Here is a 22,129-nt window from a genome sequence, read left to right as displayed (position 1 = left end):
TGTACTTCTGTTCTTCTGAGGGCCGTCGCGTCAGGCTACCATGGGCACGTAGATGTGTGCCTTCACCAGCTCTAGGTCGGCCTTGAGCAATGCAGGGCCGCCATAGCGCTGGGTGAGCGTCGAGAAGCTGCCGAACTGATCAGCGAACTGCGGCGTGCTATAGGTGCGAGCCTGCTCGAGCTCGTCGATGCCAAACAGGCGGTAGTGGTCAAGTGCGGTTTGCCAAACATGAGTCTTGAACCGCTGGCTTTCCGGCAGCGCGGATTCCCCTAAATGATTGAGCAGCCATGTCTGGTCTTCGTCCCAAAGCCGATTGGCGCGGTCTGCGCGATTGGGCACCAAGGGCAACTGAAAGCCAATCTTGGCGAGGATGTCGACATCATCTGCATCTGGCAGGTCAAGATAGTGCCGAAACGCTGACGGATAGATGTCGCGATCGCGCAGAGCCTCTCGGAGCTCGTGCCGACTGCCTTTGCCGATCCAGATCCGCAGTAGCTCATCCATTCCCTTGTTGCTAACATCGAGAATAAATTCGCGTGAACGCTCGGTGTACTCCTCGAACGGGATCTTCCGGCCATCGGCGAGGCACACATACCTATTCTCGGTCGAGATAACTACCGATACGCCTTCTCCGACAGGTTTGGGCGCAGCGTCTTCGCTCTTTTTCTTCGATTTGCTACGAGCTGACACCGCCTTCTGTCGATTGGCGGGATGACCATCGAATTCAGCGTCCTCAAGCCGACTTGCCCCCGAATAATCGAAGATCGTGAAGTAACGCTTATCAATGTCTTCGCACAGACGCGTCCCGCGTCCCTTCATCTGCTTGTAAAGAATGGCGCTGCGCAATGGGCGCACGAACACCACATTCTTCACATCGGGGGCATCATACCCTGTGGTGAGTAGATCGACCGTAACCGCCACACGCGGATTGCTTTGGCCAACCACAGCAAAATTTCGTTCAAGCTGATGGCTGTTGCGCTCGGCCCGAGTGATGCGAGCAGCGTAATCATTGTCTCCCGAAAGACGGCGAAGCTCTTGGGCCATAAAGGCCGCGTGCGTATCATCCACGCAAAAGACGATGGTCTTTTCGTTCCGAAGCTCATACTTACCCAGTACATTCCAAAGGTCTTCGGCAATCGCCTTGGTGCGATCCGGCATCCGGATCTCGCGTTCGAAATTCGCGGTGGTGTAGCGTTTGCCGTCCGGGCCAACAAATCCCTCCTCGTCGACGTTGCTAATACGCTCTTCCAGAAGATAAGGCACTAGGTACCCGTCTTCGATCGCCTGCTTTAGGCTATAAGTGAAAGTAGGATCGCCGAAGTAATGTTGGGTATCGCGCCGCTTTTCTGCGTCGGTCAACGCACGCTCGCCCTCTTCGAGCTCACGCGGAGTGGCGGTGAGACCAAGTTGCAGCGCGGAGCTGAAGTGCTCTAATACGCCAAACCAGTCGCCAAAGCCGGACCGGTGGCACTCGTCCACAACGATTAGGTCGAAAAAATCAGGATCGTAGTGCCGATAGACCGTCCTCCCATCAAGATCTTCGTCGAGGTTCTGGTAGTTAGCAAAGAAGATTTTGCCCACTAAATGCTGACCTCGAGCAACTGTGTCTCTGTCTATTTGGACACGCTCAGCCGCAGAAAAGGCTGAGAAAGCCCGATAGGCTTGATCCTTGAGACTATTGCGGTCCGTCAGAAAGAGTATGTGCTCGCGCTTGAGCGCCTTGCCGTTGAGCATCTTCCAAATGAGCTGGAAGATCGTGAAGGTTTTTCCGGTGCCTGTCGCCATCAGCAACAGCACTCGACTCACGTTCTGAGCGAACTGCCATAGCGCCTTGTTGATGGCGACATCCTGATAAGGTCGAACGCCTTTGCGCGAGACTTGGTCAACGTGGTAGTTTGCAGCGAATGCGCCCTCCCACCGAGACCAATCGATCGTCACGCCCATTCGAGCAACCAGCTCGTCGGGGGATGGCGGCGAACTTAGTGCTTCGAAGTTTCCCGTATCGTTATCGATCAGGATCCAATCGTTGCCATTTGAGGCGATTGCAAAACGCAGAGATAGGCGTCGGGCGTAACGCGACGCCTGTTGCATGCCATCGGCCGCCGTCTCGGTTTCAGCCTTGGCTTCGACGATGGCTAGTGGCACGCCTTTGTAGCGCAACAGGTAATCCGCGATGATCGACTGTGTTTCGTCGTACATCGCATCGCCTGTGAGATTCACGCGGCCCGGACCAATACGAAGCTGTTCCTGCAAATCCCAACCGAGCCCAATAAGCTGGGGCTCGATCAGTTCCTTACAGGTCAATCTCTCGTTGCGTGCCATTCGCCGAATGCTTTCCCTGGGTTCTTCCCACCGGGCTGGAGTTAGAAGAAATCTGTTGCCGGAGTGTCAGCATACGTCATGCCAACTATGAGACCCGATACTTTTCAAGCCAATTCGACAAGGTCTGATAGTTGGCCAACCCCAAGAGTTTTGCCGCTTTAGATTTGTTTCCGCTTGCCGCAACCATCGCTCGCCGCAAATAGTGCTCGGCGACCGAACCTATTATTGATTGAATATCAACGCCTTGCTCGAGCGGTCGATTGAGGATCGATTCGCTTGCAGCCCTACCAACGACTGCCGGCAGGACCGCCTCTTTGATGTCAGCCAGTGAGATTGTCTCGCCATCCCCCCATACTGCCGCCCGGCGCAGGGTGTTTTCCAGTTCCCGGATATTGCCCGGCCAAAGCTGCTGTATCATAAATTTCTTTGCATCCTCAGAAATTTTTTTACGGAGAAAGCCCGGCTCTCTGGCTTGCTCGCTCTGATCATTGATTCGCGCAAGCAGCCCAGTGATCAGGGGACCCAGGTCACCTTCACGCTCGCGAAGCGGGGGCACCTTCAACACAAGGACTGCCAAACGATAAAAGAGATCTTCACGAAAGCGCCCGGCCGCAGCCTCGATAGCAAGTTCACGGTTAGTGGCTGCGATTACGCGGACATCGAGCTTTACGGTCTTAACGTCGCCGACCCGCCGTATTTCGCCCTCCTGAAGGGCGCGAAGCAACTTCACTTGGGCCGAGAGCGGCAACTCACCAATCTCGTCGAGAAAGAGAGTCCCCCCATTCGCGGCTTCAAAGTGCCCGACGTGGTCCCTCGTGGCGCCTGTGAAAGCCCCTTTCACATGGCCGAATAGCTCCGACTCGACTAAGTCGACTGGAATCGCTCCACAGTTTACGACCTGAAATGCTCGACCACTCCTCATGCTCGCTTGATGGATGGCTCGAGCCAGCAATTCCTTTCCGGTGCCTGATTCGCCCTCGATCAAAACGGACACCGATCTAGGTGCCGCCTTTTGTGCGCGGGCGATCAATCGCCGCATAGCATCGCCTCGATAGATGATATCGCCGAACTTGAATATCTCTTGACCACCACCAGAGCTGAGGTTTTCAAGGCTTTTATCAGGAGCCCTTAACACGTCGGCTACGAACTCCGGCGACAGCGAAATGTCAAAAGGAACAGAGGCTGTTTCTACACCTCTCTCTCTCGACGACTGTATAAGCTCTGCTTTGTAGCGGGTCTTGCCGAGAATGACCCAAGTCGCCGCCATAGCAGGCGTTCCAGGGCTGAGATGGAATGTGAGATCGGGCTCTTCGGGCAGTTCTGCTAAAAGACGCTCGAGCGTTTGAGTAACTACGCTGTAGATATCATCGAAGTCAGTAGGACTTCTAAGCTGGACATGCTCCAGGCCAAGTACACAACGCTTCGAGCCAGCCAACCGCGTTCGCAGCCAGCCTTCGTATCTGCGAAGTTTACTCTTCTCCTGATCAGCTAAGAGCAAGACCCGATCGAACTTCCGCGCCTCAAGCGCCTGTGCGACGGGACCAATGCCGAACTCCTCCTCCGAGCCAGGAGCCCTTAAGTCAGCACTGCCGATCCAAGAGACAAGAAGGCGCATAAGCCACTTGTAATATTTCTTACGCGTTTAACAAGTTTTATTATGATAATCGACGGTTGGATACACAAGGGAAAACGCGGTTAAAGCTCTAACCTATTCTCATTTTTTTGCGCGATATCCGCTAGTTAAGCAACGTTGGGTCTTGGACCAAGCCACGCTGAATCGAAGATTGGCACGTCCGTTGCGAATGCTGCGTCATGACCAAGAACGTTTCATATTCCGAAAACAGCGGTCGTGCTGCGCCTTTTGCGAGGCGCCCCTTCGGAAGATCGAATGGCATTGAGTGCGCCCGGCCTGCACGTCACTCAACTCCTCGCACATGCGCTTGCGGCAATTGCGACATTGGTAGGGCCAGCAAATGGCGGTCATCTTCTACGATGCGGGAACCACTGGCAATGCGGCTGGCTGACGGTTTCGGCCGCTCGCGCTCGAGTGAAGGAGCTAAAGGACACCTACCGGATCGCCGCGGGTTCTTGAACATACTCGTTCGGTTCCTGGAACACATGTGCCCTGAAACTCTAACGGTAGCCTGATCGGAGACAGGCAAACTGCGCGGAGCGCGAGAGGCGAGCTTTGGCCAAAGTAGCAATTGTCCCAGAAGGCCCAGTATTGCGATATGCTATAGGCGAATCGGGGCCTCCACATTCGCAATTGGTGTATATTCACGTAAGCAACGACTGTGACATTTTTGAACTCGAGAGCCGTACAATGCTTCAGCAGATAAGCAGCGAAATCAAAAATGACCCTTACTATCAACAAAACTTCGCGAATGACGGTGAGCGGTTCGTTGCGTGGTATTTGCGACGTGTATTGTTGAGGGACGCAATTCAAGCTCGCGACGACCTTACTGACGGCAGCAACGACAAGCAGATGGACGCTGTGATCGTTGACGACGAGGAACGCCGAATCCTTATCATTCAAGGGAAGTTTCTGAAGTCTTCAACTGTCGATTCTGAACCACTCCGTGAAATCTTGAGCGCGTGGGTCAGGCTTCAAGATCTTGAAGCACTCCAGGAAGATTGCAACGAGAAGCTGAAGCTAAAACTTGAAGCCGTTCGCAACGCCCTAGAGGACGAATACCGACTAGAGTTCGAACTGCTGACGACTGGTAAGCTGTCGGAAGCCGCACAAGGCGACCTTAGAGCCTTCGCTGACAAGCTCGATCAAGATGGCTTCGACGAATTTTCTGCAAGTATTCATGTGATTGACAGTGAAATAATTGAAACGCGACTTGCGGAGGCCGAGGCTCAAGAACTCCCGTCGCTGAACCACGTCATGAATGTTGAGGCAAAGAACACGCTCGCGACGGAGATGAGCGGCGCAAAGACGATTATGACCGTATTGCCCTTAGCAGAGTGCTTGCGGCTGCCCGGAATCGCGGACGGCAAGCTCTTTCGGAAGAATGTTCGACAGTCGTTGGGAGCAAACAATAAAGTAAACAAGGCGCTACGAACTACAATAGCTGGCGAGCGCGTAAAGGAATTCTTCTACTATCACAACGGCATCACCGCTATTTGCGATGCGGTAACCTACGATCCGGCAAAAGAGACCTTGAAGATCGAGGGATTGAGCGTAGTTAATGGGTGCCAATCTATTTCGACAATCAATTCAGTCTCGCAGAGAGTTAGATCGCCCGAAGCAAAGGAAGCCAGGATTCTATTTCGGCTCTACGAGATCCCGGACCGCGCTCTTGCTGATCGAGTAAGTATCAACACAAATTCGCAGACGGCCGTTAAACCACGCGACCTGCGTAGCAACGACAAGGTTATGGTCGGACTAAAGAGAGCATTCGAAGCTCGCTTTCCGGACGGATCGTTTCTCACAAAGCGCGGTGAAGAACGTCCTACGGACAGGGACGCGAAGAAGACTATTGATGCCGCAGTTCTGGCTAAGATGCTAATGGCCTGGCATTGCCAGAGGCCTAACATCTCTTACAACGAGAAAAAGTTGTTCGACGAGTACTACAAAACGCTTTTCCGGACAGGATACGATCCCTCATCGATGCTCGCGCTACAAACCTGGCTAAATGCGATCGATGACGCTTGGCCGAATCTCGCTTTGAATGACGTACTCAAGGCTGGGAGAACATACGTCAAGTTTCACCTTCTGTTCTCGATTTCATCGATTTTTGCTGCGGTGAACAAGCAACCAACCAAAGTGGTGGCTCCAAGCGCGACAATGAATGCAGCCAATTCACCAGGCGATATTCTGCCTCTTGCCGCGAACTGTTTAGAAAACGCGCTGCAGAACGCGATCAACCAATCCCAAATCGGAGGCAAGATCTTCAGTCCGCAGAACTGGCTCAAGAGCAACGCTAGTGTCCAGGGTGAGACGCTTGTGGCCGGCACTATTGCAGGCATGTTGCCAGGCTTTCCAAATGGCGCGCATTTGCTAAACCTCATGCGCGTCCCAGCCGGAGACCTTTCGACAAGGTGGCAGGCGGAATAGTCGCCTATTAGGCCCTCGTTAGGTCTGGGTGGACCGATCCGTCCGCTCAATTACGCGAGCGCGATGAGCAATACTAAAACCGTTACCCTGCCGGATCATCGTAAATTCGTTCTCCACCCGGAACTTTGAATACTTGGCCGCGAGATCCTTTATGTATTGGTTCTCGCCGCTGCTAAGAATCAAGCTCTCAGCGCTTTTCGCAATCGTGATGTTGATACGTTCGACGGTCTCTAGCGGAACCTCGACGATCTCGATCTTTCCCTGGGACGGCTTGGTGAAGTCCCGCTCGCCCTCCCGAAGCTCTGGCTTTTTGGACAAATCGCACATTAGACACAACTTTGGTGTGATTGGCAGAATCTGAAAATGATCGCGTTGCCCCCATTTGCTATCGCCATAACTGGCGGGGTTATCGCTAGTTACGAAGTCGGTACCGGTCTTGTTTTCAAAAACTTGCCAGTCTGCGTTGTAGAGCTGCCAGGCGTACTTCATCGCATGAGCAGCCGCGAAGGCCCGGATCTCATCAGCGTCGACCGAGATTTTCAGCAGTCCCCGATCCATTGCCTCGATACCCTCGGCGAGCAAATGTTCTGGTTTTCCGTTTTCGGCCCCAAGTGAATTTCGCGCGCGTAACTTCAGCTCGATCGTGTGGTTGACAAGGTCGGTTCCAACCCGCCTAAATGTTGGTGTGCAAATCATCAGGTTGGCCCAATAGCCCGCGATATGGAGCTTGTCTGCGTCCGTCGGTGTCTTGGCTTCAAGAGCCGCGACGGCGCGATCCCACTCCTTCTCGAACGTGGCCCTAAAATTTCCGAGATACTTCTTATCGATCAGCAGATCAGGGATAACGTCGCCATCAAGCTCGGCACAGATGTCTTTTGGCGCGCATGGGAAGCTCTTTCCATCGGTCTTCTTCACCCCGTAGAGTTTGTCCGTCGCGCCAGCGAAATGCTTGAGATAGGTCCGAGCTACAATCACCAGCTTCCAGAGCGCGTTGACCTGGTTGGACGCGTGCCCGAGTGCAAGGAACAATGTGCGCTCCTCCTTGGCCATCGAGCGCAGCAGATCCTTGGTGACGCCGAGCCTGAGGATGTCGAGCTTCACTTCACAATGACCTTCGGGTCCGCTGCCATGACCGTGCCGACCAGCTTCGCCGGATCGACATTCTTTTCCTCGGACCATGCGACGAGGTTTGGCGGCCGATAGTTGCTGTCGCTGCGCCAGCGGTCAAACACCGAACCATCGATTGTCTCGTTGATGCGCGCCGTGGTCGCGTCGGTTCCGATCTCGGGCGCGATGCCGACGGACCGGAAGAACCGTTTCGAGAAGATGCGGTAGAGCCCCTCCCCGAATTCACAGTAGGAATCGTTGATCGCCGGGTCTATTGCCGTCACGTCGATTTCGACCTTGTCCCGATAGACAAGACCGAGCGCGCCGGCCTTGTCCATCAGCCAGACCAGCGGTCGCTGGGAAAGCGGATCGCTGGCGTAGCCGCCGCCGACGTTCGCGTGGCAGCCGACGAACCAGCGCTGCTCGACGTGCTCGATCGGACGTTCGGGTGCTCCCTTCTCCCCGGTCTTGACGGTCCGCGTCCAGAACGTCGCGTCGAAGTCCGCGCGGTGCTCGTCGAGCGCCAGCGCATGGAAGGCGTATTCGTTGTCGAGGCGCAGATGCGTGTCGAGGAAGCGGTACTTGTGAACCTTGGCCTCGACGCTGCTGATAGGGATGCCCATGGACCCGACCGTGTCCCACACGCCGACGAACTTGATCTTGGTCGGCCGTGAATACTTGGTCAGCCACTTCACCTCGAGCGACGCGTCCGCCGGCAGGGGCTTCTCGAGCAGCGACCTGATCGTCGGCGTGTCATATAGACGATACCTCTCATAGAGCTGCTCGATCGACAGCGGCGCGCCGAGCTTTAGGATCCCGCATTTGCTGATCAGCCCAGACAGTGATCGGGCCGTGTACGCCCCACGGCTGAAGCCGAAGATGAAGATTTCGTCGCCTTCTTCGAAGTTCTCGATCAGCCACGTGTAGGCGTGGATGATCTCGTCGTCGATTCCGTACCCGACGACGCCACCGCGGACGACCTCTCCGCGGATCGTGCCGACGCCCTGCGAGTAATAGACGCGCTGGTCGACAGTCTCCGCCGTGAGGCTCTTCAACCGCCAGACGTTCGTGTTGTTGTTGAGGGTGTTGAAGGTGCCATCGAGGTAGATCGCGAGCTTCTTCATTCAAGCCTCTGAAAGATAGGAGAAATCTGGGCAGCCACGGGACAAGCAAGTCGCAGCTGGCCTTCTACATAGGGTTGCAGGTCGCTGGCGCAACATGTACAGGAGAGTTTCCGGGCCGATACTACTGTCGTACGGTCTTGAAAAACTCTGCGAGATCTACTCGATCGAGCTCGACAATCATCATCGGGCTTTATGCGATGCGCTAGCCTCGGCGCACCTGTTGAATCTGATCAATCGGAAGCGAGGCGAGGAAACGAACCTGGATGCGGAGGCTGCCTAACCTGGCACGTCAGGAGTCCTCCATCTCCTGCTACATTTCTGCTACCATTAACCTTTCGGTAGAGACGGCCCGATGGCGGTGAATCAGCTATGGGTCGCTTTCGGTGCTCCGATTCACACACGCCTATAACGGTCGTCCATGTCGCGGCAGCGTAGCGCGGTCCTCATCAAGGTTACGGACGACGCGCTCATAGTCGCGAACGATGGAAAACGCGTATCCCGCCTCGGCGTTCTCGCACTCTGTGCGCTAGACCTCTCGGAAAAGACCGGGAGCGAAGACGAACTGCCCGAGGACTATCCAGACATCCCCGACTCGGAGCTTCTTCGAGCCATCGCGGACCGCTCGATTGCGGTCTATCGTGTGGACGCAAACCGTCTAAAGCGTGACCTCCGGCATGAAAGAGGCGTGGTGGCCGACTACGGCGGCCGCTACCTTTGGGAGCTGCTGCAAAACGCCGACGACGCGCTCGCAGACGATTCCGCCGAGGCCGCTGAACTGATCGGAACGAAAGGTCTGGGATTCATCTCGGTCCTCGAAGTCACGGAACGACCGGAGATCTTCTCGCGGCCTTTTTCCTTCCATTTCAGCAGGTCTGACACGGAAGCGCTTCTCCTATCGCAGCTAGGAAAGAGGATCGCTGGCCCGACCTTCGAGATTCCGCATGCTGCCGTCGAGTCGCCTTTGATCGCGAGTCTCCTGCAGGACGGATACGCGACCGCGATCCGTTTGCCGTTCCGGAACGCGGAGGCAGCGTGCAAGGTGCGGGAGGATGTCGGGCGGCTCGATCATCGATTCCTTCTGTTGCTGCAACATATCACGCGGCTGAGAATCGAGGTGTCCGGCCTGGCCTCGCGCTCGATCGAGGTCGACCGTTCGGTCATGGCAGCGGAGCGGGAACGGATTGCACTTTACGTACGCGTGGCGAACGGGAGACCGCATGTCGGCCGATGGGCCAAATGGTCGCGTCAGTGGCAAAGCGAAGGCGAAGACAAGCGCTTAAGCGTGGCCGTGTGCCTTCCGCTGGACGAAGCTGCAGTTGCCGTCGCGCTGCAGGAGAACGATAAACCTCCGGTGCATATGTTTTTTCCGACCGACGAAACGGTCGGCGCGAGGGCGATCGTGCATGCCTCGCTCGACGTGACCGAAAACAGAAAGCATTTCCGGGAAAGCCAAAGGAATGACCTCGTCTATCCGCGGATGCGCGAGCTCGTCGCGGAGATCGTCGCCGCCATACCGGCGTCGTCGTCGCTTGACGCCTTCGGTTGCGTCGATCCGAAGTCGACGAGCGGGGCCGCGCGGATTCTCGCTTCAACGATCTTGGACGCGGTCAAGGAGACGCCCTTCGTTCCGACCATCGGAGGGGACAAGGTGCGGCCACGCGACGTCGTGGTCTGGAAGGGGGACTTCGGGAAGGTCCTTCGTCAGGAAGCGCCGGGACTCAAGAACTACCGATTCCTCCACCCCTCCGTAATCGGCCGCAATTCCGTTCTTCAGGCGATGCAGGCCAAGGCGATTGGCCCTCATGACTTCTTCGGTGCGATGCGCCACTGCAGAAACGGATCGCCGGCGGAATGCGAGCGCGCGGTCGACGTTTTGCTCCAGGAGGGCGTGCCGATGCTCGACGCGTATCCGTACTACGCCTGGCTCGAGCAGGTGCCGTGCTGGTGGACCGAGGCCGGTCTGGCGCGGTCGATCGCCGGAGGCATCCTACTGTTCTCGCGGCCACGGAGTTGGCCGAAATCCGTGCCCGCCGATGCTCTCTCGACGGAAGCCCATAGTCATCTGGAGACTATCGAAAAGGCGCTCTCCGGCAACGTCTCCGCCAAGCACATGCATTCGGTATGGAGGGAGCACGTCGTCAAGCAGTTCGTCCACGAAGGCGAATACCTCGAAAGGGCATTGCTGCCCGCCATGGAGAAGATGAAGGCCGCGGAGTGGGACAAACATGGATGGGAGATCCTGCGCTGGTACCGCGACTGGTCGGAAAAGCCACGCTTCGAAGTTGTCTCGCCAATGCCCATCGTCCACGACCGCGAATTGGGCGAAGGCGACATCTTCCGAAGGCGGCTTTCGCGCGCGCTCCGGTTACCGACCGACAAGGGATGGCGCGCCGCGGAGCAATGCTACGCCAGCATGGCATGGGGCGCGCCGAGGTCGTTCAGGGCGTTCTTCGAAAAGGTTGGAGATCGGGCGGTGGTACGGCCTCTTCGCAGTTGGCAGGAGCCGCTGCGAACGCGCGCCGATCTGGACACCTGGAAGGGTCTACTGCGGTTCGCGGGTGTGGCCTGGGAGCCCAAGATGGTGACGGCCGGTCTTGGGGACGTAACCCGCGAGTACGCAGATCTGCATCTGGGTGATTTCAACCGAAGCGATTTCGATGTTCGGATCGAATACTTTCCGGAATGCCTCGCGACCGAGAACAGGCTTCTACCGCTGCTCGACGCGGGCCGAACCATGTGGACGACCGCGCAACGGCTTCCGGCGAAGTATCTCGCCTATAACAAACAGAAGCCGCAGACGCTGAAGACGAACTTCGCCCGCCATCAACTCGAATTCACCAAGTGGCTTCCGCACAAAAAATCGCTGCTCTTTCCAGAAGGTACGGTGGCCGGGTCGGACGCCTACCTGGCCGGAAAGGGCATAGAGGGACTGCTTCCCGAGATCGCCCTGCCCGACGTCGAGCCGAGACGGAAGAACGATCTGCTCCGATTCCTAAGGGCGATCGGCATCAAGGAATCCTTGCCCACGGACGGTTTCGCTTGGATTGGATGGATGCAGCGTCTCGCGGACGCATCCGATCAGGCCTCCGCCAACAAGCCCATGCTGTTCGAGGTCGCGAGAACGCTCTATCGCCGGCTATTCGAATCGAAGATCGAAGATCTCTACCCATCGCTCAGACTGCGCTTGCCGTGCTTCGTCGGAGGAGACGACCGGGAGCATTTGGGATTCGTCCGCGCGCAACAGGCGCAATGGCTCGACCAAGCGATCTTCGAGGCGCCCGACATCAGGCGGGCCCTCTTGGCTCACGGCTATCGCATATTCATCCTCTTCATGAACCAGGCAGATAGGGCGGACGAGCGCCTGGGCCTCGGTCGCCTCTCGGAGGCGGTCACGCTTGTGCCGGTTTCGGCCGGCGTCGACGACGAGGGCTCGGCATTCGCCGGCGAACTCTATCGGTCCAGAATACGCGCCCTGCGCGCTGTTGTCCCCGACATGCACAGGTCGCTCCTGAAGGAGGATCTCCGGATCGAAGCGACACCCGGTCTGTCGATCTCGATGCGGTCCGAGGATGGAAACGAGATTGCCACCACGGAAGTGCGGGCCTTCCGGAATCGGCATGGGACGCTAATGATCGTGGGCGACGGCGCTTACCATCGCTCCTTGGGATTGGGTCTTGCTCACTACCTCGTCGGTCAGCCCAGGCATACGGCGATCTTCGAGAACATCCTGTCCGCGGCGAACGAGCAGGAAGTCATCGAGCGGCTTCGGGATCAAGGCGTTCCCGAACAGGAGCTCGAGGCGGTCCATGCTGAGATGTCGAAGGAAGACGCCGCGCACGCGTCCCGATCGAACGATGTGACGGCGGGTGACGAAACTCGCGTCGATCGCGGGACGGATGCCACTTCGCCCTCCTCCGATAAGCCCTCCGTGACGACGTCCCCGAGTTACGTGCGCTCACGTCCCGCCGAGCCCTCACCGACCTTCCCGACGCCGACGGACAACTCCATAGGTCCGCGATCCGGCCCGAGCGGAAGCACAAACGCCACTGCGGGCCGGCAAACCATTCAGGTACAACGCCTCGGCACGCAGACATGGACGTCGCGAGGAGCCGGGATCGGAGATCCTTCGCTGACTTCGCAAGCCGGGAGACATGCCGAAGACTGGCTTCATGCCAGATTGACGGTTGCCTTTCCCGGACGTCCGATCACCAGGAACGAGCTCGACGACGAGAGGCGCGAAAGCGACTTCGTCATCCGCCTCGACCGACGCACCATCCATATTGAGGTAAAACGGCTTGGGACCATGCCGGGATACATCTACTGGTCCGACCTTGAATTCCGGAAGTGCGAAGCGCTCGGAGACGATTACTGCATGGCGGTCCTGCTTCCTTCGCAGGACGAGTACAGCGTCGCCTGGATTTGGCGGCCGATCGACGAACTCGCCGACGCCGAGCGGTTCGTGGACTGGATCTGGAACGAACGGAGAAGCGACCAACTGCCCGACGGCGACTGGCAGCCGACCTCGCCGCCTTCGATGCCCGCGCGCGGTTTCACGTACCGGATCTTTCTGGCGCAGGCCTTTGTCGATTCCCTCCCCAAGGACGCCGCCGACCTAACTCTGCTGAAGAGTCGCTCCGTTTGAAAGCTCAGGACGGCCGTTTCGGGGAGGTTGAGCTTCTGGCAGATCTCTGCCGGCTCGCCTCACCCGTAGTGGGTGGGTGTCTGGATAAAGGCCGCAGCAGTCACGTTGATCCGGCTGCCGGATGATTTTGAGTGGCAAATCACGAACACGGAACGCACGCGCCTGAAGTCATGGTGAGTCTCGAGACGCTGCACGGCGAGCTGCAGCGCTATTCAGTCACTCCTCCGAAGGAGTCGGAATTGTACCAAGTCTGGTAGCGTACGGAGGGGGACTACTTGTTGATCGAGTTGGCGAGGGCGGGGCCTTCAGCAGCCGCTTCATCCGCGGACAACCCCGACGGTGGGTCCCGGTGGGCGACGTCGAGGGCGCGGGCGAATAGCCACCGATGGCTACCTTAACTTGGATTTCAGCTCCGTGTACCATGCTGGGATCCATGGCATCTAGAATGTCGGCACCCGCATGCCGCCTTCGGAAATGCGCCTGAAACCCCCTTCGGCATCCGAGCGCCACTTGGAGATCGAACGCATGACGGCACAGGGACAGTCCGGCGGCAAACTCGTCTGCAGGACATGCCGCGACGAAGACGGCGTCGCGTCGTCCAGGACCGTTCAGCATCGCTGCACCAACGAACGGACGCAGAAGACATTCGACGCGTTCGTCTGCGCGCGCTGCCTGGAGGCTGGACGGGAAACGCGGGTGACCTGCCGAACCTTCGTGCGTACGGAACAGCCGGATCGGCCGCGACCGACCATGTCGTCGATCGACGGAAACGCAAAGCGAGACGCTCTCCTCCAATTGGCGAGAAAACGCCAGGAGGCGACATTCGAGCGCTACACGAAACGGTATTTCGATCTCGCCGATTTCCACGGCGGCTATTACGAGACCGATCATGTCGTGCCTTGGACGATATCGGCGTGCAACGTCGACGCCGAGCTGATGCTCATCTGCCAGGACTGGGCCTCTTCGGACTTCCTCAACAAGCCCAGAAATCCGGAGCAGAAGAAATCCGGCCACGACGCCACGCTGCCGACGAACATCAACATCAAGGAGATCCTCCGCGAGCATTTCGATCTGTCGTTCGCCGACACCTATGCGACCGACGTGTTTCCATTCATCAAGGAAGGCGCGATGGATGCGAAGATTCCACCCCGCGACTTGGTGAGAAGCGCTTCGGAATATGCGCTGCCTCAGATCGAGATCGTCCGTCCGAAGATGGTGATCTGCCTGGGGTCGGATCCCTTCAATGCGTTGCGATACGCCCTCAACAAGGGGAAACGGATACCCATGGAAAGGGCCTACATGGTCGAGACACCGTTCCACACCGAGTTCGCCGGCATCCCCATCTTCGGCGTCGTGCATGTGGGAGGACAGGCAACAGCATTCGCGGGCGGGAAAGCTGTACTCCGGCCCCGATGGCAGGCACTAGGCGCCTATTTCCGCTCCATCGGGACGCTCCCGGCCCCCGAAGTCGGGTAAGCCCACTGGCCGGGTCCGTAAGAGGTGCGAGATGCCGATCTTCGGCTGCTGACCAGTCCGAGAACGTTCGCCGAGTTGCGGAGGTTTTGCGTGAAGATCTCCTCCCGCGGCTTGCGTCGTCGCTTCTTCTTCCGGGACGTCTTCGGCTTCGCTTCTTCGCCCATCGCGGTCTCCGCCGGCATCCGAGGGCGCGGCGAGGCTAGTTGCTCGTTAGATCACCTTCAGAGGCTACGCACACAAACACAAGATTTCACCTGGGTCTCATGGCGAAAGAGAATCTGAACTCTTTGAGTAATCTCGAAATAGGATCGACGTCCGAAATAGGAAATAATATAACTTATTGATTTATAACATTTATTTGACTTTCCGCCGGGATCTGGTGAGAGTCCGCTCCTAACCTTCGCGGCCGTCGCGAAGGACATCTCTTGCAAAAAAAGGATTTTCAGATGGTTGAATATCTCGGAAAGCAATACATTGATGTCGACCAAGAGTTTCTCGCGCCGCCTGCCCATATCGTCGCCCCGAACCTGATCGGATGCGTGCTTCTGCACGACAACCGAGGGGTCGAGACCGGAATCATGCTGGTCGATGACGAGGGCTACGGGGGTGGCTCCGACCGCGCCTTCCACCTGCATCCCGAGAACCGGTCGCGTCGAAACCGAGGATCCAAGAACCTGACGCCGTTCGCCACCCTCCGCATCCATGGCTATCGCGACATGTGGGCTATCGACATCGTCTGCGGAAAGGAAGGGGAAGAAAGCACGGTTCTGGTCCGGGCCGGAGTGCCGGTCGCGGGAATGGACATCATGGCCGAACGCCGCAGCAAACCCGCTGCCGCCTCGAAAACAATCAAGGAGTGCAAGAAGGGGTACGAGAAGCAGCTGTGCCGCGGACCGTGCAGTCTGGCCGAGGCGCTTGGGATCTATCCTCTTCTCGATGGCGCCTCGCTCCTCAAGCCTCCTTTCCGTCTGCTTCGTCCCGTAGAGCCCGTCGCGAACCTGCTCAATGGACCTCGCGTGGGCGTCACCCAGGACAAGGAGCTTCCGTGGCGCTGGGGCCATCCGGGCTACTCGGGATGGGTCGCAAAGAAGTTTCCGCAGAGGGGGGCGAACTGACCGGCAGGATCCGCATTCCGGCCGATTTCGAGCCGCACACCCGCACGATCATGGCCTGGGCCATCCACAACGAGTGGGGAAGCGATCGTGAGCGGGTCGAGCGCGAGCTCGACACCGTCGTCCGCGCCATCGCAGATTGCGAGCCCGTCCTGCTGCTCACGCCGCCGGAACACTTGCGGTTTTATCGAGTGCCGACAAGCGTCCTCAGAGGAGGCGCAGCCCAGGGAATTGTTTGTTTCGTCGCCCAAAATGGGATATATGAACCCTAGCTGTTCAGGTCTCGCGCCGAGGCCGCTTAAAGCTGCTAATTGGTCTGCGCGCCGCAGATCGCCTGGTCGACGGGACCCCAGCGCGCCGCTTGGGAAGTTCGAACATCCGAAACCCAATCAGACGAGGCCACCATGTGCGGCTTCTGCGACAACTGGCGTGCGCGAATTTCCGATAGACGACGCCGGCTCGAAAGCCTGAAATCGGCGCCCTCCCTGTACCCGATGGGCGCCTCCATTGACGCTGCCGCTGCGGCAGTCGGGGAGCTGCGACGGCAAATCGGCGTGTACGAAACATTGCTCGATCGGCCGCCTTGCGGGCCAGCCAGGACGTGAAAAACACGGCCTCCGCCCCTTTGGGCGGTGGCCGTTGCGCCGAGAACCTCCCAAGAACGATGAAACCAAGTCTGGGACTTATTCTGGGACTTTTGGACCGGAAATCTCGGATTGTTCGGGTTTTTGTTCGATTTTCGTGCTCGGCCGAGAAGCCGGGGATGGACTAAAAACCCTTTAGATTCAATTTAGTTACGGGGCAAATTTCGCTCTCAAGCCGAACCCGAGCCCGACATCTGGAAGCTCGGATGCACCAGAGCTTCGGGGGCCGCGACCAGCACGATCATCGCGGCGACCGCGAGCGTGCGGAAGGTGACGGCGCGGCGGTCGACCATGACCGCGATCAGCACGACGGCCGTCATGAAGAACGACCTTTGGGTCGCGACCTCCGCGCCTGAGAGCAACAGATAGAACGCCGCCGCGACCAGCGCCGCGGCCGCCGCCCATTTCTTGATCGGATGGCTGATGGTGAGGCCGGGGATCAGCGCCAGCAGCGCGCGCACGGCGAAGAACACGACGCCGGCGACGACCGCCATGTGATAGCCGGAGATCGACAGCACATGGCCGAGACCGGAGACGAACATCGCGTCGTTGACATCGGGCGTGATGGCGTCGCGCCGGCCGGTCAGCAGCGCGGTGGCGATGGCGCGCTCGTCGCCCGACAGGCGGCCGCGGATGCGTGCGTCGATCGCATCACGCAGACCCTGCATGGCCGCCGCATAGCCCAGGCCGAAGCCGGCGGCCTGCGGCGGCGTCGCCGTCGTGATCGCGCCCATCACGAAGCCGGATGCGCCGATGCCCTGGAAGAACATGTCGCGCGCGAAGTCGTAGGATCCGGGCCGCACCGGGGCCATCGGCGGCAGCAGCCGCGCCTTGAGCTGCACGAAGCTGCCGACCTCGGGCGCCGCGCCCTTGCGCACCGCGAGCCTGACACGCGCGATGGTGACGGCGTTGCGCGGGCTCTCCATCGACGTCACCCGCAGCACGATGCGGTCGCTGCGCTCGCGGATGTCGCGCGCCTCGACGAAGCCGGACAGCGCCACCGAATACAACGGCCGCGCCAGCACCGGATGCGCGACGCGCGCGGTCTTGACGGTCGCCGCGGCGAAGCCGCACGCCGCCGCCGCGATCATCACGGCTACCGGAAACAGCCGATGCCGCCGCATCATGATGGCGACAATGCCGAGCAGCGTCGCGGTGGTGGCGGCAATCCAGAGCACCGGCTCGTGATCGGCGGTGAAGTACAGCGCGATGCCGGCCCCGAACGCCACCGGCACCCAGGGCAGCAGCCGGCCCGCCCCGGCCTCCTCGGCCGCCCAGCCCTTCAGGCGAGCGGCGAACGCCGACGACGCGCCGGACCCGATCGCGGACCGGCCGCCGGCCAATGCACCGCGCGGCGGCCAGACATCGGCCATCACGCCCGCGATCCCGCGACGCCCTCCTGGCGGCCTGACCGGCTCCGCCATTCCCTGCACCACCCGTTACCCGACGGGCGGAAAGGCTACCGAAAGCTGCGCGAGCGCGCCTAGCAGAACGGAACGGGAATCCTGAAAATCTGCAAGGCCGCTGTGCGGGAACTTTTTGCACCGCACGTGCTTTTTAGGGGATGGACGCCCACGACCCTGAAGACCCCTTCGCCGACCTCGCGCTCGAGAAGGCGATCCACCTGCGCTGGACTCTCCGGGACATCAAGGCCCACCGGCTGACGCTGTCCCCTGTCGCCGAGGAAGATCTTTCGCTGCTCACCGAGCGCGGCCTCGTCGAACTCACCGACGGCGTGCCGACGCTGACCGAGGCCGGGCAGGACGCGATCAGCTGAGCCACACGCGTCCCGCGGTCTCCGCTTGCCTCACCCCTTCGCGACTTCCTTGGCGAAGGTGTCGCGCAGGCCGATGGTGCGGTTGAACACGAGCTTGTCGGGTGTCGAATCCGGATCGCGCACGAAGTAGCCCTGGCGCTCGAACTGCATCGGCGCGTCGGAATTGCTCTCGGCGATCGCCGGCTCGATGCGCGCGTCGGTCAGGACCTCGAGCGAGTTGGGATTGAGGTCGGCGGTGAAGTCGGCCGCATTGGGGCTCGGATTGGCGAACAGCTGGTTGTAGAGGCGGATCTCGGCTGTCAGCGACTGTGCGGCGGCAGCCAGTGCATCGTCGCCTTGACCTTGCGTCCATCCGGCGCGTTGCCGCCCTTGGTCGCCGGATCATAGGTACAGCGCAGCTCGACGATCTCGCCGGCGTCGTTCTTGATGACGTCGCGGCACTTGATGAAATAGGCGTAGCGCAGCCGCACCTCGTTGCCCGGCGACAGGCGGAAGAACTTCTTCGGCGGATTCTCCATGAAGTCGTCCTGCTCGATATAGAGCTCGCGGCCGAACGCGATCCTGCGCGTGCCGGCCGACGGATCGTCGGGATGGTTGATCGCCTCGAGCTCCTCGACCTGGCCTTCCGGATAGTTCTCGATCACCACCTTCAGCGGCCGCAGCACCGCCATCCGGCGCAGCGCCGTGCGGTCGGTGCCGATAGATACTAGCCCCAAGCTTGTGTTCGAGGGCCGTTCTGGCGCCGAACTACTTTATTCGAATCGCGCGCCACAGCGCCACACCCAGAAGCACTACGCCTTCTGCGCCTTAGTCACTTCGCAGAAACACGAACTCATCCTGATTTTCATTCCAAACATACGTAGAGCGGGTAACATCTATGGCTTCGTCCAAGTCGAAATCAACAACGTGCACCATGCAACCTCCCGCGTTGTCAACGCAGCAACTGGAACCAGCGCAATAGATCGTCTGCGAGGCAACAGTTTTGACCAAAGCCTCATGGGTATGCCCACACAAAATTACCTTGATCCCCAGAGCTCTGGATGCATCGATTAATCTCTGATGATCATGCAGTTGGAGGCTGGATCCGCATTCATAAGGAGCGAAATGGATCAACCAAACTATCTGAACTCCATCTACGTCGCTTCTCAATCTGAGAGTCTCTGCTCGCAATTCATCAAGGACGTCGACATAAACCCTGCCCTGCCCATAGGCCATAGCTCTGCGCGGAAACGACGCCCCAAGCCTCATCGAAAGACTAAAATCGGCGTGGACGAAAGCAAGGTGCCTGTCATTCTTTTCGACTGTCCAAGACCCCACGCATGAGGTCTTGAGATCCATATAGTCTTTGAAGATGAAGTCGAAGTAATTGCTAAAAGGCTTGGCGCCATTATTCACGTACCTGTCGTGATTCCCTGCAAACAAATGAATAGGCAAACCAAGGGACGCAATTGTCGGAGTTCGGCTTTGAGTGAGATGCGCGAACGCTGCAGGCTCTTTTACGAACTGTTCTGCGACACCGATGTCGATAGCTAGGCCAGTCGTCGCCAAATCACCCGTTATAATTATTCCATCAACTCCATCTCGCCAATCAGCGCAAAATTGAGCTACCCCCTTGGCGATTTCTGGGTCAAAACTGGCGGGCAAAAAAAAACTGGAAAACCCCCACTGCTTCCGCTGCTCACCAATCGTATCTATGACTTCATTCCATCTTCGCCCCCATAGCGACACAGCGTTTTTTCTCAATGGTTGCTGACAAAGATGCAGGTCACTGAGATGAATGTAGCTGAACAGCGTCATGGACGAAATTCACGAGCTTTAACAAATCCCTCGCGCTTAATTCGGTTTGGCGGTTGCAACTGCAAAACTAATGTCTTGTCCGGTTCTCGAACTAGCGCTCCCCAACCCGCAGCGAAGATACTGTCATCAAAGTTTGAAAGATCGCGATATAGTAGATTGAAGAACAAAGCACTCTTTTGAGGTACTAAAAGGAACCTTTCGCTCACATCCAGTTGGAAGTCGAGATCGAACTCACCATTCTCATTGGCAACGATGACGCGACGGATTCCAGAATACCTTTTCTCTTGTGCGAAGGCTCCGATCAACCTCCGGAACATCTTGCTAAATTCAGCAGAAGCTTGGCCTACCTTAGCTCCAGAGATCGCTTGGCCATTTGGAAAGTGGGAAACGTTTTCCCGCCAAACCTCTATAAGTTCCTCACTTGGAACGAAGTTTATCGAGAGTGAAAGCGCAAGTTGGGATGTCTCTAGTTCTGCAGGCTCTGGCGCCACCGCTTCAGTTACTGAGTCTTCCAGCACGATCGGCGCATACACATTTAGCCGTGCAATAGCTCGTTCCATGACCTGAAAAAAGGCGACGTCTTGTTCACTTTGCAGCAACCTCGCAACATCGAGGGGCCTGACCATCGCTGGTTGCAAAATTCTAGTCCACCCAGAAATACTTGCGTTTGCCCAATCCGAAGCCACCGTGTCGGTGTTCGAAGTACAAATCTCCTCACTATCGAAAATGGCCTCGAAATCAGGGGTGGGCTGAAGCATGAAATTCATGTTGTGGCTCTCGGCAACAGATGCTGTGCAAGTGAAGGAAGTTCGTCCAATGCACGTATCTTAGCTCGGGCTCTATCGATCGCCTGCTGTAGATCGTCGAGCCCGTCTTCATTGATCTGGAAAACGAATTCTTTGGTCTTCTCCGCGTCCGCGTCAGTTCGAATGCGAAACTGGATCACCTTCAGAAATCCGCCAAATTGCAAATTTTCGTCACCCCCAAAGTCTGGCCGAAGGTCCACGAACGTGCGAAATCCGATAGCATTCGGCAAGAAGCCCTTCTCAAGCCGCTGAAGCTTCTGCGCCGCATCATAATTCTCGTTCTTACGGAGCAACTTTATGAGACGTTGTTCAAGCGTCACACGGAGTTCTGGCGAACACGGAACTTCAAAATCATCGATGATTTGGGCGACGATCGTCTCCAGGCTCGACTTCTCTCGGAGAAGAGCCAGCCTACCGTAGAGGAAATTCAGTGCTCCCAACGTGAAGGTAACTGTTGGTCCGAGAGCGGGGATCTCACTGGCCAGCTCCTTCGCAACTTTTGGCTTTACATTAAATAATCTGCGCGTGGAAGTTGCTTCTCGCAGTTTCTCGAACTCTTGCTGCGAAAGCGCTGCAAGAGGGGCGATCGCAGCGCCCAACGACTCAGGCGGCGACAGTTTAGGCAGTTGTGCCATGAGGCCAAAACTCAATTGTTACCAGCCTTGAAACGACGCGGCCGGTCGGGAAGACGCCAGTAAGGTAGCGGAGGCGCATCTTACGGTTACCAGTTTTCAATCCACCGATCTACCAGTGCTAACGGATGAGCGACGGTCGTGGTTCATGAGAGTATGCCAAGTATTAAGATGGAAGTTTGTGGGATTTCATGGGACTATCCCACGCAGAGGACAAATTTGTCCAAACTTGGCTTCACTGCGCTCCGGGCGCCACGCTCAATTTCAAAAAAACTACTTTAATTTCAATATGTTATGCGCATTTCCTGCCGCTGGGCGTGTAGGACAGATCTATGCTTGCAACTGCGCATTGGAACTTTAGGCACTTCTCGTGCTTATCCCGGTATGGACGACCGCGGCATCGAAGACCTTTTCACCCACCTCGCGCTCGAGAAGGCGATCCACCTGCGCTGGACTCTCCGGGACATCAAGGCCCACCGGCTGACGCTGTCCCCTGTCGCCGAGGAAGATCTTTCGCTGCTCACCGAGCGCGGCCTCGTCGAACTCACCAACGGCGTGCCGACGCTGACCGAGGCCGGGCAGGACGCGATCAGCTGAGCCACACGCGTCCCGCGGTCTCCGCTTGCC

The 22,129-nt window shown here is 58.0% G+C and carries 14 protein-coding genes and 2 pseudogenes; 7 read left to right on the top strand and 9 right to left on the bottom strand.

All coding sequences use genetic code 11. The features are described from left to right. Window positions 1-30 precede the first annotated feature (30 nt). Window positions 31-2,322: a DEAD/DEAH box helicase family protein gene (locus tag ACQR1E_RS00080; protein ID WP_434896510.1), complete on the bottom strand. Its 2,292-nt coding sequence runs from the start codon at window positions 2,320-2,322 to the stop codon at window positions 31-33. Between the two features lie 85 nt (window positions 2,323-2,407). After that, window positions 2,408-3,937 (bottom strand): sigma-54 interaction domain-containing protein, encoded by a 1,530-nt coding sequence (locus ACQR1E_RS00075; RefSeq protein WP_434896509.1) that lies wholly within the window; start codon window positions 3,935-3,937, stop codon window positions 2,408-2,410. Window positions 3,938-4,645: 708 nt separating this feature from the next. Here ACQR1E_RS00075 and ACQR1E_RS00070 point away from each other — a divergent pair. Further along, window positions 4,646-6,385, top strand: coding sequence for an AIPR family protein (locus ACQR1E_RS00070; RefSeq protein ID WP_434896508.1), 1,740 nt, complete (start codon window positions 4,646-4,648; stop codon window positions 6,383-6,385). An 18-nt stretch (window positions 6,386-6,403) separates the two neighbouring features. Here the strand turns inward: ACQR1E_RS00070 and ACQR1E_RS00065 are convergent, their stop codons facing one another. Then, window positions 6,404-7,486: a DUF4238 domain-containing protein gene (locus ACQR1E_RS00065; RefSeq protein ID WP_434896507.1), complete on the bottom strand. Its 1,083-nt coding sequence runs from the start codon at window positions 7,484-7,486 to the stop codon at window positions 6,404-6,406. Beyond that, on the bottom strand, window positions 7,483-8,616 hold the full coding sequence (locus ACQR1E_RS00060) for a DUF2235 domain-containing protein (RefSeq protein ID WP_434885842.1): 1,134 nt from the start codon (window positions 8,614-8,616) through the stop codon (window positions 7,483-7,485). The genes ACQR1E_RS00065 and ACQR1E_RS00060 overlap by 4 nt, the downstream gene beginning before the upstream one ends. A gap of 418 nt (window positions 8,617-9,034) precedes the next feature. On the opposite strand from ACQR1E_RS00060, the gene ACQR1E_RS00055 reads away from it, so the two are divergent. From ACQR1E_RS00055 to ACQR1E_RS00040, 4 genes are all read left to right on the top strand, one after another. Continuing rightward, complete coding sequence (locus ACQR1E_RS00055; protein ID WP_434885843.1) at window positions 9,035-13,258, top strand: hypothetical protein; 4,224 nt, start codon at window positions 9,035-9,037, stop codon at window positions 13,256-13,258. A 525-nt stretch (window positions 13,259-13,783) separates the two neighbouring features. Then, the gene (locus ACQR1E_RS00050) at window positions 13,784-14,734 is read left to right on the top strand and encodes a hypothetical protein (RefSeq protein ID WP_434885844.1); all 951 of its coding nucleotides are present in this window, start codon (window positions 13,784-13,786) and stop codon (window positions 14,732-14,734) included. Window positions 14,735-15,180: 446 nt separating this feature from the next. After that, on the top strand, window positions 15,181-15,849 hold the full coding sequence (locus ACQR1E_RS00045) for a DNA-3-methyladenine glycosylase (protein ID WP_434885845.1): 669 nt from the start codon (window positions 15,181-15,183) through the stop codon (window positions 15,847-15,849). Continuing rightward, window positions 15,810-16,118: an agmatine deiminase family protein gene (locus tag ACQR1E_RS00040; protein ID WP_434885846.1), complete on the top strand. Its 309-nt coding sequence runs from the start codon at window positions 15,810-15,812 to the stop codon at window positions 16,116-16,118. Before ACQR1E_RS00045 ends, ACQR1E_RS00040 begins: the two co-directional genes overlap by 40 nt. Window positions 16,119-16,678: 560 nt before the next feature. Here the strand turns inward: ACQR1E_RS00040 and ACQR1E_RS00035 are convergent. Continuing rightward, a pseudogene (locus ACQR1E_RS00035) lies at window positions 16,679-17,914 on the bottom strand (ComEC/Rec2 family competence protein); the annotation flags it as partial. Between the two features lie 140 nt (window positions 17,915-18,054). Here ACQR1E_RS00035 and ACQR1E_RS00030 point away from each other — a divergent pair. Further along, complete coding sequence (locus ACQR1E_RS00030; RefSeq protein WP_434896506.1) at window positions 18,055-18,267, top strand: hypothetical protein; 213 nt, start codon at window positions 18,055-18,057, stop codon at window positions 18,265-18,267. 30 nt (window positions 18,268-18,297) lie between these two features. On the opposite strand, the pseudogene ACQR1E_RS00025 reads toward ACQR1E_RS00030, so the two are convergent. The 4 genes and pseudogenes from ACQR1E_RS00025 to ACQR1E_RS00010 all read right to left on the bottom strand — a co-directional run. Beyond that, a pseudogene (locus ACQR1E_RS00025) lies at window positions 18,298-18,959 on the bottom strand (glutamine--tRNA ligase); the annotation flags it as partial. 115 nt (window positions 18,960-19,074) lie between these two features. Next, window positions 19,075-20,064 carry a metallophosphoesterase gene (locus tag ACQR1E_RS00020; RefSeq protein WP_434896505.1) on the bottom strand — a complete coding sequence of 330 codons (990 nt, stop codon included), beginning with the start codon at window positions 20,062-20,064 and terminating at the stop codon, window positions 19,075-19,077. Beyond that, on the bottom strand, window positions 20,061-20,831 hold the full coding sequence (locus ACQR1E_RS00015) for a hypothetical protein (RefSeq protein WP_434896504.1): 771 nt from the start codon (window positions 20,829-20,831) through the stop codon (window positions 20,061-20,063). Before ACQR1E_RS00015 ends, ACQR1E_RS00020 begins: the two co-directional genes overlap by 4 nt. Next, entirely contained in the window at window positions 20,828-21,505 is a 678-nt protein-coding gene (locus ACQR1E_RS00010) for a hypothetical protein (RefSeq protein ID WP_434896503.1), read from the bottom strand. The genes ACQR1E_RS00015 and ACQR1E_RS00010 overlap by 4 nt, the downstream gene beginning before the upstream one ends. A gap of 381 nt (window positions 21,506-21,886) precedes the next feature. On the opposite strand from ACQR1E_RS00010, the gene ACQR1E_RS00005 reads away from it, so the two are divergent. After that, window positions 21,887-22,099, top strand: coding sequence for a hypothetical protein (locus tag ACQR1E_RS00005; protein ID WP_434896502.1), 213 nt, complete (start codon window positions 21,887-21,889; stop codon window positions 22,097-22,099). Window positions 22,100-22,129 lie beyond the last annotated feature (30 nt).

It is taken from the genome of Bradyrhizobium sp. HKCCYLRH1030 (genome assembly GCF_051168395.1).
GTDB lineage: Bacteria > Pseudomonadota > Alphaproteobacteria > Rhizobiales > Xanthobacteraceae > Bradyrhizobium.
Note: the sequence above shows the minus strand (reverse complement) of the source record. Positions and strands in the feature narration are given on the sequence as shown.